Here is a 13,149-nt window from a genome sequence, read left to right on the forward strand (position 1 = left end):
CAGTTTAGTGTCCATTTTTCATGTAAAGGTAATATAGATGTCCAAGATCAAAGGTAACGTTAAGTGGTTTAATGAGTCCAAAGGATTCGGTTTCATTACTCCAGAAGATGGCAGCAAAGATGTATTCGTACACTTCTCTGCTATCCAGAGCAACGGCTTCAAAACTCTGGCTGAAGGTCAGCGTGTAGAGTTTGAAATCACCGACGGCGCTAAAGGCCCATCTGCTGCTAACGTTACCGCTCTGTAAGTTAACAGTCAGAATTTTAAAAACCCGCCTGATGGCGGGTTTTTTTTATCCATTTTTCAGTTCTGCCACCAGGTGATCAGCCAGGCAGCAACCACTACTGCAGTAAAAGCCAGTGCCAGCATCTCTTCCGAAGAACGTGGGATCCAGTTTTTCATTTTACTCGCCTCAGATATGATTTTCTTCAGCATGCCAAAGCAAGATTAAGTCAGCCTTAAGCCCGGATGACAGAAATAGGGCATCGCTGCTTTTTGCTGGCTGTTTCACAAACCGGGGATGCAACAGAGTTTTAACCACTACCGCTTGCAGCTTTTCCTGTTCACAGGCTATATAACCACAGCCCAATACAAGGAGGAGCACGATGCATATACGAAAAGCGCGGCCTGATGACTGTTTCGCCCTGAGCGCGCTGCTGGCTGAGCTTGGCTATAGCGGCACTGAGCACGTTATTGAAGCGCGTCTGGCGCAGCTTTGTACTCATCCGGATGAGATCCTGCTGGTGGCGGAGCACGGGGCGCAGGTGCTGGGATTTTTGTCGCTGCATTTTATCCCGCAGCTGGCGCTGGCAGGGGATTTCGCCCGTATCAGCTATTTTTGCATTGCGGAAGGTGAACGCAGTAAAGGCAGCGGCCAGCAGCTGCTGTCCCACGCTGAGCAGCTGGCGCGGCAGCGAGGCTGCGATCGTATGGAGGTGCACTGTCACGCTTCGCGGCTTAAGGCCAATCAGTTTTACGCACGTGAAGGCTATGTGGAGTCACCGCGCTATCATATAAAAGATCTCTGTTAGCACAGCGGTACCGGAGGAGAAAAAATGAGAGCGGCAATGGGGCAGTTCGCCGTCAGTAGCGAGTGGCAGGAGAATATCGTTACCTGTCGCGATCTGATGCAGCGTGCGCGGGCAGGGGGGGCCGATTTGCTGGTCCTGCCGGAAGCGGTGCTGATGCAGGACAGGGATCATCCCGATCGTATTCTGCAGGCGGCACAGCCGCTTGATGGCCCGTTTGTCAGCGCGCTGCTGGCTGAAAGTGCAGAGAACAGCCTCACGACTATTATGAGCGTGCACGTGCCGGCTGCAGCAGGAAAAACGCAAAACATGCTGATTGCATTGCGTAGTGGCAGGATCATTGCCCGGTACGCCAAGCTGCATCTCTATGACGCCTTTGCGATGCAGGAGTCGCAGCGCGTGACGCCAGGCAGCAGTATCCCGCCGCTGATTGAAGTCGCGGGTATGAAGGTCGGGCTGATGACCTGCTACGATATTCGCTTTCCTGAGCTGGCACGACGTCTGGCACTGGATGGGGCAGACGTGCTGGTACTGCCCGCGGCCTGGGTCAGAGGTCCGCAAAAAGAGCGTCACTGGGCGCTACTGACTGCTACCCGCGCACTGGAAAATACCTGTTATCTGGTTGCCACCGGAGAATGCGGGCCGCGTAATATTGGCAACAGTATGACGATCGATCCGCTGGGGGTGACGATCGCGCAGGCCGCTGAATCTGCGGCGCTGATCTTTGCCGATCTGGAAAGGGAGCGACTCGCTTACGCACGCCGCATTTTGCCGGTGCTGGAGAACCGCCGCTTTGCCACGCCGCAGCTGCGTCAGGAGTGATCGATCCGATCTTACTCTGTTACAGAATTCTGTTGAGTGCCGGCGCAGAGTGCGCGTTAATAAGCGCTGTCCGTTATACGTGAGAGCTGAAGGTAGAGTATGGAAGGTATCAGTATTGCCAAGCTGCTGATTATCGGTGCGCTTATTGTTCTGTTATTTGGTACTAATAAGCTGCGTTCACTGGGCGGTGATTTAGGATCGGCGATCAAGGGCTTTAAAAAAGCCATGAAAGACGACGACAGCACCGTTGCAAAGAGCAGTGCAGATGAGATCCCGGCAGAGCGCGTCAGCCATAAAGAGTAACGGCGTGCCCGGGCCGCACAACTGTAACAAGTTGTGATGAAAAAAAACCAGACTCAAAGAGACTGGTTTTTTTGTATCAGAAAGATGTCAGCAGAGGATTATTTTACTTCCAGTCCTTTAGCCTGCATATCCGCATGGTAAGACGAGCGCACAAACGGGCCGCAGGCGGCGTGCGTAAAGCCCATCGCCATCGCTTCTTCTTTCATCTCATCAAATTCCGCCGGGCTGACATAGCGCTGTACCGGCAGATGGTGACGGCTGGGCTGCAGATATTGTCCCAGCGTCAGCATGGTTACGCCGTGACGACGCAAATCGCGCATCACTTCCACAATCTCTGCATTGGTTTCGCCCAGGCCGACCATCAGGCCCGATTTAGTCGGGATATCAGGATGCGCCTCTTTAAAGCGCTCCAGCAGCTTAAGCGACCACTCATAGTTAGCGCCAGGACGTACCTGACGATAGACGCGCGGCACGTTTTCCAGGTTGTGGTTAAACACGTCAGGCGGCGTGGCGGTGAGGATCTCCAGCGCACGATCCATACGCCCGCGGAAGTCAGGGACCAGCGTTTCAATTTTGATGCTGGGACTCTTCTCACGAATAGCCGTGATGCAGTCAGCAAAGTGCTGTGCGCCGCCGTCACGCAGATCGTCGCGATCGACAGAGGTGATAACCACGTACCGCAGCGCCATATCGGCAATGGTCTGCGCCAGCTTCAGCGGCTCGTTCGCATCAGGGGCGTTAGGACGACCGTGTGCCACGTCGCAGAACGGGCAGCGACGGGTACAGATGGCGCCCAGGATCATAAAGGTGGCGGTGCCGTGGTTAAAACACTCTGCCAGGTTCGGGCAGGAGGCTTCTTCGCAAACGGAGTGCAGGCCATTTTTACGCATCGCGGCTTTGATGCCCTGAATGCGGCTGGAGTCGGCCGGCAGCTTGATCTTCATCCACTCCGGCTTACGCAGAATTTCGTCGCGCTCGGTGACCACGGTTTTCACCGGAATCAGCGCCATTTTGTCGGCATCGCGATACTTGACGCCGCGTTCCATCTGAATTGGTTTACTCATAAATCTGCAGGTTCCGATCGGGATTGCGATTTGAAAGCTTCCTCACTCAAACTGAGAACCAGGCTTTCAACTTTTTTTGAAAAATTTGCAAAAATTATATCATCTCGCCGCTGCAGAAGCAGCCGCTATGCGGTGAGAAAGGTTACAATTTTGTAAATACGCACGCACAGACAAGGTCAGTCCGCGCTTTCATCCTGCCAGGCCATCTCGTCAAATCCGGTCAGACGCGCGAAGTGTGCCACCAGACGCGGACGCACGTCAGCCGGCAGAGCACCGGGCCGGAACTGGCTCAGCTGCGTCATCTGCATCCCGGCATAGCCGCACGGATTGATACGCAGAAACGGAGCCAGATCCATCGCGATATTCAGCGCCAGCCCGTGAAATGAACAGCCTTTACGGATCCGCAATCCGAGCGAACAGATTTTGTCATCACCCACGTAAACGCCGGGCGCATCTGCGCGCGCGCGCGCCGCCACGCCGTACTCTGCCAGGGTGGCAATGACGGTCTCTTCCAGTGCCGTAACCAGCTCGCGCACGCCCAGCCTGCGCCGCTTAATATCTACCAGCACGTACATGACCTGCTGGCCCGGGCCGTGATAAGTGACCTGACCCCCGCGATCGCTCTGCACCACCGGGATATCGCCCGGCATCAGCAGATGTTCAGCTTTACCAGCCTGTCCCTGCGTAAAAACCGGCGCGTGCTCGACCAGCCAAAGCTCGTCGGGGGTTTCCGCGTTGCGGGTATCGGTAAAGTGATGCATGGCGTCAGAGACAGGCTGCCAGTCGCGCAGGCCAAGATTGCGTACAAGAAGTGTATTTGCAGACACAGCAGAGGTCCGGTAAAGAGGGAAAGCCTGAGTATAACGCTGGCAAAGCGGGCTTTGCCAGCGCCGGTATTACAGAACCATGCGCACGATATCGATGTTACCCAGCTCTTCATAGAGCGTTTCAACCTGCTCAATATGGGTCGCGGTAATGGTGATGGATACAGAGTGGTAGTTGCCTTTGCTGCTGGGCTTTACGTCAGGTGTATAGTCGCCAGGCGCATGCCGCTGCACCACTTCAACCACTTGATCAACCAGCTCTGGCTGCGCCAGTCCCATAACTTTATAGGTAAAGGGGGTAGGGAATTCGAGCAGTTCATTCAGTTTGGTTTTCATATTAACTCCGGTGCTTAAAAAAACAGGCTCCCGCCTGGGCGAGAGCCTTGATCATATCTTATTTATGGGCGGGCTGGTGATTTTTCAACCGCGACTCAGCCAAACCAGTGATGGAACATCAGCTTGATGTAGTCGATGATGCGGCCAAAGAAACCGCCTTCCTCAACTTCATTCAATACGACCAGCGGGCGCTGCTCAACCGTTTTACCATCAAGCTGGAAGTTAATGCTGCCAACCACCTGGTTTTTCTTCAGCGGCGCGTGCAGTTCAGTGTTGTTCAGCACATAGCTCGCCTTCAGATCTTTCATCCGGCCGCGCGGGATAGTCAGATAGGCGTCTTTCTCCACGCCCAGCTGAACGCGATCGGTATTGCCAAACCAGACGGGTTCAGAAGCAAACTCTTTACCCGCTTTCAGCGGTGCCACGGTTTCGAAGAAGCGGAAGCCCCAGGTCAGCAGCTTTTTGCTTTCGGTCTCGCGTCCTTTAAAGGTGTGGCCGCCCATTACGGCGGAGATCAGGCGCATCTGGCCTTCGGTAGCAGACGCCACCAGGTTATAGCCCGCCGCTTCAGTATGACCGGTTTTGATGCCGTCTACTGCCAGACTGCTGTCCCACAGCAGACCGTTGCGGTTCATCTGACGAATATTGTTAAAGGTGAACTCTTTCTCACGGTAGATAGCGTACTCATCCGGCACGTCGCGGATCAGCGCCTGGCCAATCAGCGCCATATCCCGCGCGGAGCTATACTGGCCGTCAGCATCCAGACCATGTACCGTCTGGAAGTGCGTATTTTTCAGGCCCAGTGCGCCAACATAGTTATTCATCAGGTTAACGAACGCATCCTGGCTGCCAGCCACGTAATCAGCCATCGCAACACAGGCGTCGTTACCGGACTGCAGCACGATGCCGCGTGTCAGCTGGGAGACCGGTACACGATCGCCCGGTTTCAGGAACATCAGCGATGAGCCCCTGAATACCGGATTGCCGGTAGCCCAGGCGTCTTTGCCCACGGTAACAATATCATCCTGATGGATCTTACCGGCTTTAACCGCCTGACCGATAACGTAGCTGGTCATCATTTTAGTCAGGCTGGCGGGATCGCGGCGCGCATCAGCGTTCTTTTCTGCCAGTACCTTGCCGGAGTTATAGTCGATTAGTACATAAGCCTCAGCATCAATGTCCGGCACACCCGGAATCATGGTTTTGAGATTGATATCATCAGCAAAGGCAACATGGCTGAGAGAGAAGGCGACCAGTGATCCCACTGTCAGGCGTTTCAGCAAACGAGAAGGTTTCAGCGTATTCATGTTAAGGACTACAACATCCGTGGGGTTAAGGGTGAAAAAAGTGCCTTACTATAGCAAATGCGGGATCGGGCAGCATCCCGCATTGCCGGTCAGTTTTAGCCGTAAATGTTACTGTCCGTCACTTTCAGGGACGGGCTGTGGTAATAAAGGCGTTAATCTGCGCTTCCGTACTGAGGCGCTGCTGCAGGGCCGCAGCATCCGCACGGCGGGCAAAGCTGCCAAGCTGAACGCGGTAAACATTACCGCTGCTCTCAACCTTACCCGGCACGCCAAAGCGCTTACCCAGCGTGCTGGCCAGCTGCTGTGCGCGACCTGCATCATTCAGCGCGCCAGCCTGCACAACATAGCTGCCGCTGGCCGGTGCGCTCTGGCTGGTCGCGGCAGCGGGAGCGGCAGGGGCGGCTACTGCGGGTGCAGGGGCCGGTGGCGGCTCGCTGCCCTCCAGCACGCCGTTTGCTAACGGCTGCGGCGCGCCCAGAAAGCCGCTGCTCTGTACCGGGGCACCCAGGCTGTCGTCGCCCTGCAGCGCGCGGTTATCAACTTCGCGCACGTCTGTGTCTGCGGGCTGCGGCGCGCTGCCGCCGTTCATGACGTTACCGCCGCTGAGATCGGGACGGGCGGGCAGCGCGTAGCTCTGCTTCGCCACCGTGGTGCCAATTGTACCGGGGCCGGAAACTGAGCCATCAGGCGCGACATTGATAAAGTCGACCCGTACGCGCGTATTGTTTGAAATATTCAGACGATCGCCCGCGGCGCGTGACAGATCGATAATACGCCCCGGCATGTAGGGACCGCGATCGTTGACGCGTACCACAATCTGCCGGCCGTTGGCCATATTGGTGACACGCACGTAGCTTGGCAGGGGCAGGGTAGGATGCGCGGCGGTCAGTGCATCAGGATCGTAGGTTTCACCAATAGCGGTGCGGTTGCCTTTAGCTTCATCGCCATACCAGGTTGCCAGGCCCACTTCACTGAAGCTGGACGGATTTTTGACCACGCGCCAGGTTTTGCCATTCACGCTGTAATCCTGGCTGGTGGCCGGATTGATCGGTTCATAGCGCGGCTCAACGCCCGGGATCTCCACTACCGGACCGTTATACGCCGGTTGTGGCGGTGGCGTATTTGTTTGCGGTTCCTGTGTGGTACAGGCACTTAATACCAGTGACGCCAGTGCAACCCCAAGCCAGTCCTTACGCATGTGCAGCCTCTTAAACGCTTTTAGACAACATTTTTCGATGAGTATGGATCGACATGACAATGCCGAACCCCGCCATTAACACGATCAGCGCCGACCCGCCGTAACTGACCAGCGGCAGCGGTACGCCAACCACCGGTAAGATACCACTTACCATGCCGATATTAACGAAAACATAAACAAACAGAATCAGCATTAATCCGCCTGACATCACGCGACCAAACGTGGTTTGCGCCCGTGCGGCGATGATCAGGCCGCGCATAATCAGCAGCAGATAGAGCAGCAGCAGCAGCAGCACGCCGACCAGGCCCAGCTCCTCTGCCAGCACGGCAAAGATAAAGTCGGTATGACGCTCCGGCAGAAACTCCAGCTGGGACTGCGTACCGTGCAGCCAGCCTTTACCGCGCAGGCCACCGGAACCGATGGCTATTTTGGACTGAATAATGTGATACCCCGCGCCGAGCGGGTCGCTTTCAGGATCGAGCAGCATCATCACGCGATCGCGCTGATAGTCATGCATCAGGAAAAACCACAGCACCGGAATAAAGGCGGCAACCAGCAGCACCGCGACGCCAATCAGTTTCCAGCTCATACCGGACAGGAACAGCACAAACAGGCCGGAAGCGGCGATCAGAATAGAGGTGCCGAGATCGGGCTGTGCTGCCACCAGCAGTGTAGGCATAAAGATCAGCACCAGGGCGATGCCGGTATTTTTCAGCGTGGGCGGACAGACGTCGCGGTTAATAAAGCGCGCGACCATCAGCGGCACGGCAATTTTGGCTATTTCTGACGGCTGAAAGCGCACAAATCCAAGATCGAGCCAGCGCTGTGCGCCTTTACTGATATGGCCAAAGGCGTCAACGGCTATCAGTAAAATCACGCAAACAATATAGAGATAGGGCGCCCAGCTCTCATAAACGCGCGGCGGCACCTGCGCCATCACCAGCATGATCACCGTGCCCATAGCAATCTGACCCAGCTTCCGCTCCATCATGCCCGGATCCTGCCCGCTGGCGCTCCAGATCACAATGGCGCTGTAAGTCAGCAGCGCAATAACAATTAACATAAACAGCGGGTCGATATGGATACGTGTCCAGATCGTCCTTTTCTGCGGACTATCGTTCATCGACATGATTATTCACCTTCGTAGCCGGGCGGCGTCGGGGCGGCTTCAGGCAGCACCGTATTATTGTCACCCAGCATTATGTGATCGAGGATCTGGCGCATTACGGTTCCCACTGCCGGGCCGGCGCCGCCGTTCTCCAGAATGATGGTAACGGCCACGCGCGGTTTGTCGTATGGCGCAAAAGCGGTCATGAGTTTGTGATCGCGCAGGCGTTCGGCAATTTTGTGCGCGTTATAGGTTTCATTCTCTTTCAGGCCAAATACCTGTGCGGTACCTGACTTGGCAGCAATTTTATAGGGCGCATCAGCAAAGCTTTTGTGTGCGGTACCGTTGGCGCGGTTGGCGACGCCATACATGCCATCTTTGGCAATCTCCCAATAGCCGGAGTGAATATCGCCAATCGGTGCATCCGGCGGCTGACGATAAGGCACCATGGCGCTGCCCTCACGCGTAGCGCGCAGCAGATGCGGCACTTTGATAACCCCATCATTAATCAGGATCATCATCGCTTTGTTCATCTGTACCGGCGTAGCAGTCCAGTAGCCCTGTCCGATACCGACCGGAATCGTGTCACCCTGATACCAGGGTTTTTTAAAGCGTTTCATTTTCCAGTCGCGCGTCGGCATATTACCGGCGCTCTCCTGCGGCAGATCGATACCGGTGCGATGACCATAGCCAAATTTGGTCATCCACTCCGAGAGGCGATCGATGCCCATATCATAGGCGACCTGATAGAAGAACGTATCCGCTGACTCTTCCAGCGATTTTGTAACGTTAAGACGGCCGTGACCCCATTTTTTCCAGTCACGGTAACGCTTTTCAGAACCGGGGAGCTGCCACCAGCCAGGATCGAACAGGCTGGTATTACGGTTAATGACGCCCGCGCTCAGCGCTGATACCGCGACGTAAGGTTTTACCGTCGAGGCGGGCGGGTAGGCGGCCTGCAGTGCGCGGTTATAGAGTGGCCGGTTTTCATCACTCAGCAGCGCCTTGTAATCTTTACTGGAGATGCCATCGACAAACAGGTTGGGGTCGTAGCTTGGCGTGGAGACCAGCGCCAGGATCTCACCGGTGCGCGGATCGCTGACAACAACCGCTGCCCGGCTGCCGGTCAGCAGGGTTTCAATGTATTGCTGCAGCCGGAGATCAACGGTCAGCCAGATATCGCGGCCCGCCTGCGGAGACTGCTCATGCAGCTGACGGATCACACGGCCACGGTTATTGACCTCGACCTCTTCATAGCCGGTTTTGCCGTGCAGCACATCTTCATAGTAGTTTTCGATACCGAGCTTGCCGATATCATGCGTGGCGGCATAGTTAGGCCACTTACCCTCTTCATCAAGGCGTTTGACATCGCGATCGTTGATTTTGGATACATATCCCACAACGTGCGTCAGCGTCTGGCCATAAGGGTAATAGCGGCGCTGGTAGCCTTTAACTTCCACGCCGGGAAAGCGGTATTGATTCACGGCAAAACGTGCAACCTGGACTTCATTCAGGCCGGTTTTGACCGGAATAGAGGTAAAGCGACGCGAGCGCTTGCGCTCTTTTTCAAAGGCGTCGATATCGTCGTCAGTCAGATCCAGCACCGGTCGCAGCGCCTGCAGCGTCTGCTTCAGGTCGTCAACTTTTTCCGGAACCAGTTCCGCCTGATAAATCGTGCGGTTCAGCGCCAGCGGAACGCCGTTGCGATCGTAGATGATGCCGCGGCTCGGGGCGACCGGTACCAGCTTGATACGGTTCTCATTCGAGCGGGTGCTGTAATCATCAAACCGCAGGATCTGCAAATGATAGAGGTTGAAAATCAGCACGCAGGAGAGCAGCAGAATGCCGATGAACGCCACAAGGGCGCGGCGGACAAACAGTTTTTGTTCGGCAGTGTAATCGCGAAAAGCGTTGCTCTGTAGTTTCATCCGCTGCGTTTTTATCTGGAGGTTGTCGGGCGTTTATTCACGATGATAAGGGTGATTCGTGGTAATACTCCAGGCGCGGTAAAGGCTTTCAGCAACCAGTACGCGTACCAGCGGATGAGGCAGCGTCAGCGCCGACAGCGACCAGCTCTGTTCGGCAGCGGCTTTACACGCCGGAGCCAGGCCTTCAGGACCACCAATCAGCAGGCTGACGTCACGGCCATCCAGTTTCCAGCGTTCCAGCTGCTGTGCCAGCTGTGGGGTTTCCCACGGCTGTCCGGGAATATCGAGCGTGACAATACGATTACCTTTGCCCACTGCCGCCAGCATCGCTTCGCCTTCTTTTTCCAGAATGCGTTTAATATCAGCGTTTTTGCCGCGTTTTCCGGCCGTAACTTCAGTCAGCTCAAACGGCATATCTTTGGGAAAACGCCGCAGATACTCCATAAAACCGGTCTGAACCCAGTCGGGCATTTTAGTGCCAACGGCTACAAGTTGCAGTTTCACTGCTTAGCTCCAGAGCTTTTCCAGCTCATAAAGCTGACGGCTCTCTTCCTGCATTACGTGCACAATGACGTCACCGAGATCGACAACAACCCAGTCCGCTGCCGCTTTACCTTCCACGCCCAGCGGGGTCAGGCCAGCTGCGCGGGACTCCTGCATAACGTGATCGGCAATAGAGGCAACATGGCGGGTTGAGGTGCCGGTGCAGATGATCATGTAATCGGTGATGCTGGATTTGCCCTGAACATCAATCGCAATGATATCCTGGCCTTTAAGATCATCAATTTTATCAATAACGAACTCTTGGAGTGCTTTGCCTTGCAAAAGGTTCCCCTTAAAAACAGGTAATGCGGGCTGGCTGAATGCCCGGAAATGCAGCCAAAAATTAAGCGGCGCAGTATAGCATGCTACAACCGGGGGGGATATATATCCGGGTTATTTACCCGCGCCGGCTGGCGGAACATCCCGATAGAGGCCGGTGCGATCGATATAGTCGATCACCGCTGCCGGCAGCAGCGTGCTGCAGGATTGCCCCTGATGACGCCGCTGGCGGATTTCAGTGGCAGAAATAGCATAAAGCGGCGTTTCCGCCAGCCAGATATGGCCCGCCGGCGCGTTGTGCAGCGCCGCACTATCCTGCGTCTGATGCTGTTCCAGCCACCGCTGCATCTCAGGCGACCCCATTTCTGTTGCATAGCCGGGTCGTTTGCAAACCAGCAGGTGACAGAGTGACAGCAGCTCCTGCCAGCGATGCCATTTATGCAGCGACAGCAGTGAATCCTGGCCGATGATAAAGCCGAGCGGCTGCCGGGGACCGCGCTCCTCACGCAGCGCTTCCAGCGTGGTGACAGTCCAGGAGGGGGTCTGGCGCTGCAGCTCGCGCGTGTCGATATCAAACAGGGGCCGGTCGGCAATCGCACACTGCAGCATCGCCACCCGCTGTGCGGCACTCGCTTCCGGCTGTGGCCGGTGGGGGGGCACATTGTTGGGCATCAGCGTGACTTTTTTCAGCCCAACCTGCTGCGCCAGCGCCTCTGCCGGATGCAGATGACCATAATGCACCGGATCAAACGTGCCGCCAAACAGGGCGCTGAGCTCAGACATCATGTAATCCTGACGGAAAGTGGCGCTGACTGAGCAGCAGCGAGAGCGTTTCCAGCTGCGGCCAGAGATTCTGACCATAATCCTGCTTCATGGTGAGCTCCAGCTCAGCCAGCAAGTGTATCGCCTGATGCAGCCGTTCGGCGTCCAGCCGCTGCAGCGCCCCAGTGAAGAGCGCACGCCGGTTCTGCCAGATGCGCTGCTGGTCCATAAGCGCACGCAGAGGCTGCTTTGCCTGATTGCGCTGCAGATGCAGCAGCGTCAGCAGATCGCGCTGCAGGGTACGCAGCAGGATCACCGGTTCGCTGTCCTCTTTCTGCAGCTGATGCAGGATGTGCAGCGCCCGCTTACCTTTTCCCGCCAGCAGCGCATCCACCCAGTGAAAGGGCGTAAAATGGGCAGCATCGTTTACTGCGGCTTCCACCCGAGGCAGCGTCAGCTTGCCGTCAGGCCAGAGCAGCGACAGCCGCTCCAGCGCCTGGGCCAGCGCCAGCAGATTGCCTTCATAGCAGTAGCAAAGCAGCTGAACAGCAGCGTCATCGACGCTGAGCTGCATCGCTTTGGCGCGAGCGGCGACCCAGCGCGGCAGCTGTGCCTGTTCAGGCGTCTGACACGGCACCAGTACTGCCTGCGCACTCAGCGCTTTATACCAGGCGCTGTTTTCCTGTGCTTTGGTCAGTTTTGTCATACGCAGCACCAGCAGAATATCGCTGTGCAGTAAGGCAGAAAGAGTAACCAGCTGCTCAGCCATCGCAGCATTCGGCCCGTTTTCCGGCAGCGTCAGCGTCAGTGTCTGACGCAGGGTGAACAGACTCAGCGCCTGACAGCTGGCGAAAAGCGCCTGCCAGTCGGTCTGGGCATCAAGCGTCACCGCAAAGTGCTCTTCAAACCCCTGGCTGCCAGCAGCGGCGCGAATAGCATCCGCACTCTCCTGAATCAGCAGGGGTTCATTACCGGCGAGAAAATAGCAGGCGCGCAGCCCCTCACGAAGCTGCGCGTGCAGTTGCTCAGGATAAATCCTGATCATTGCAGACTGGTGGCGGAAGAGGAGGGCACTTCCGGTGAATCAGAACCCGGCGTAATAACCTCCGGCTCCGGCAGCGTCTCTTTGTTATTGAGCTGCGCGGCATGCACCGTGAGCAGTTTACGCACCAGCTGCTCTGCTGCACGCTGACGCATCTCCTGCAGGATCATATCCTGTTCCGCATCCTTTGCCAGTGCGGCGTTAGGGTTGTCGAAGAACGAGCGGTAGACCGTGGTGCTGATAGGATAAATTCCTTTGCCTGGCAGCACGACCTGCGCGGTCAGCGTCATCACCAGCGAATATTCCGCCGTGGTACCGCTGATAAACACTGACGCGGTGTCACGCCCCTGTCGCACACTTCCCAGACGCAGCGTCGGGTAAGTTGCGCTGGCCTCTTTGCTGTCCTCAACGATGTTGACATCGTTGATGCGCAGCTGCTGACGCACGGTGCGCGCCAGCGGCCCGTAGGGATCGCCACTCTGTACAATCAGCGTTTTCATCTCCGATGGCACCTGAGTGGTGCCACGCGGATGAAATCCACAGCCTGCGGTGGCCAGCACCGCAAGCAGGACAAACAGCCTGATAACTAGTTGTCGCACAGTTCC

Annotated in this window: 16 protein-coding genes; 4 read left to right on the top strand and 12 right to left on the bottom strand. The window is 56.3% G+C overall.

The window, feature by feature from the left end; genetic code table 11:
- Positions 1–37 precede the first annotated feature (37 nt).
- The 4 genes from cspE (at position 38) to tatE (ending at position 2,153) form a co-directional block, all read left to right on the top strand.
- On the top strand, positions 38–247 hold the full coding sequence (gene cspE, locus SB719_RS12550) for a transcription antiterminator/RNA stability regulator CspE (protein ID WP_010615627.1): 210 nt from the start codon (positions 38–40) through the stop codon (positions 245–247).
- 358 nt (positions 248–605) lie between these two features.
- The gene (locus SB719_RS12555) at positions 606–1,031 is read left to right on the top strand and encodes a GNAT family N-acetyltransferase (RefSeq protein ID WP_065649887.1); all 426 of its coding nucleotides are present in this window, start codon (positions 606–608) and stop codon (positions 1,029–1,031) included.
- Positions 1,032–1,055: 24 nt separating this feature from the next.
- On the top strand, positions 1,056–1,850 hold the full coding sequence (locus SB719_RS12560) for a deaminated glutathione amidase (protein WP_292969640.1): 795 nt from the start codon (positions 1,056–1,058) through the stop codon (positions 1,848–1,850).
- A 99-nt stretch (positions 1,851–1,949) separates the two neighbouring features.
- Positions 1,950–2,153 carry a twin-arginine translocase subunit TatE gene (tatE, locus tag SB719_RS12565; protein WP_039383119.1) on the top strand — a complete coding sequence of 68 codons (204 nt, stop codon included), beginning with the start codon at positions 1,950–1,952 and terminating at the stop codon, positions 2,151–2,153.
- A gap of 98 nt (positions 2,154–2,251) precedes the next feature.
- Here the strand turns inward: tatE and lipA are convergent, their stop codons facing one another.
- The 12 genes from lipA to lptE form a co-directional block, all read right to left on the bottom strand.
- Positions 2,252–3,217, bottom strand: coding sequence for a lipoyl synthase (gene lipA, locus SB719_RS12570; RefSeq protein ID WP_039383121.1), 966 nt, complete (start codon positions 3,215–3,217; stop codon positions 2,252–2,254).
- 176 nt (positions 3,218–3,393) lie between these two features.
- Positions 3,394–4,044, bottom strand: coding sequence for a lipoyl(octanoyl) transferase LipB (gene lipB, locus SB719_RS12575; RefSeq protein ID WP_065649885.1), 651 nt, complete (start codon positions 4,042–4,044; stop codon positions 3,394–3,396).
- Positions 4,045–4,113: 69 nt separating this feature from the next.
- Positions 4,114–4,377 (bottom strand): DUF493 family protein YbeD, encoded by a 264-nt coding sequence (ybeD, locus tag SB719_RS12580; protein WP_065649884.1) that lies wholly within the window; start codon positions 4,375–4,377, stop codon positions 4,114–4,116.
- Positions 4,378–4,472: 95 nt separating this feature from the next.
- Positions 4,473–5,684, bottom strand: coding sequence for a D-alanyl-D-alanine carboxypeptidase DacA (dacA, locus tag SB719_RS12585; protein ID WP_065649883.1), 1,212 nt, complete (start codon positions 5,682–5,684; stop codon positions 4,473–4,475).
- A gap of 124 nt (positions 5,685–5,808) precedes the next feature.
- Positions 5,809–6,882 carry an endolytic peptidoglycan transglycosylase RlpA gene (rlpA, locus tag SB719_RS12590; RefSeq protein ID WP_292969644.1) on the bottom strand — a complete coding sequence of 358 codons (1,074 nt, stop codon included), beginning with the start codon at positions 6,880–6,882 and terminating at the stop codon, positions 5,809–5,811.
- Positions 6,883–6,892: 10 nt separating this feature from the next.
- On the bottom strand, positions 6,893–8,005 hold the full coding sequence (gene mrdB / locus SB719_RS12595) for a peptidoglycan glycosyltransferase MrdB (RefSeq protein WP_065650496.1): 1,113 nt from the start codon (positions 8,003–8,005) through the stop codon (positions 6,893–6,895).
- Between the two features lie 8 nt (positions 8,006–8,013).
- Positions 8,014–9,918, bottom strand: a complete 1,905-nt coding sequence (gene mrdA / locus SB719_RS12600; protein ID WP_292969646.1) for a peptidoglycan DD-transpeptidase MrdA — start codon at positions 9,916–9,918, stop codon at positions 8,014–8,016.
- Positions 9,919–9,951: 33 nt separating this feature from the next.
- Positions 9,952–10,422: a 23S rRNA (pseudouridine(1915)-N(3))-methyltransferase RlmH gene (gene rlmH, locus SB719_RS12605; RefSeq protein ID WP_013357098.1), complete on the bottom strand. Its 471-nt coding sequence runs from the start codon at positions 10,420–10,422 to the stop codon at positions 9,952–9,954.
- A gap of 3 nt (positions 10,423–10,425) precedes the next feature.
- Positions 10,426–10,743 carry a ribosome silencing factor gene (gene rsfS / locus SB719_RS12610; RefSeq protein ID WP_065649880.1) on the bottom strand — a complete coding sequence of 106 codons (318 nt, stop codon included), beginning with the start codon at positions 10,741–10,743 and terminating at the stop codon, positions 10,426–10,428.
- 111 nt (positions 10,744–10,854) lie between these two features.
- Positions 10,855–11,523: a nicotinate-nucleotide adenylyltransferase gene (gene nadD / locus SB719_RS12615; RefSeq protein ID WP_292969652.1), complete on the bottom strand. Its 669-nt coding sequence runs from the start codon at positions 11,521–11,523 to the stop codon at positions 10,855–10,857.
- Positions 11,516–12,547, bottom strand: a complete 1,032-nt coding sequence (gene holA / locus SB719_RS12620) for a DNA polymerase III subunit delta (protein WP_292969654.1) — start codon at positions 12,545–12,547, stop codon at positions 11,516–11,518. Before holA ends, nadD begins: the two co-directional genes overlap by 8 nt.
- Entirely contained in the window at positions 12,544–13,143 is a 600-nt protein-coding gene (gene lptE / locus SB719_RS12625) for an LPS assembly lipoprotein LptE (RefSeq protein ID WP_065649877.1), read from the bottom strand. The genes holA and lptE overlap by 4 nt, the downstream gene beginning before the upstream one ends.
- Positions 13,144–13,149 lie beyond the last annotated feature (6 nt).

It is taken from the genome of Pantoea sp. SIMBA_079, assembly GCF_046940275.1.
Classification (GTDB): Bacteria; Pseudomonadota; Gammaproteobacteria; order Enterobacterales; family Enterobacteriaceae; genus Pantoea; species Pantoea borealis.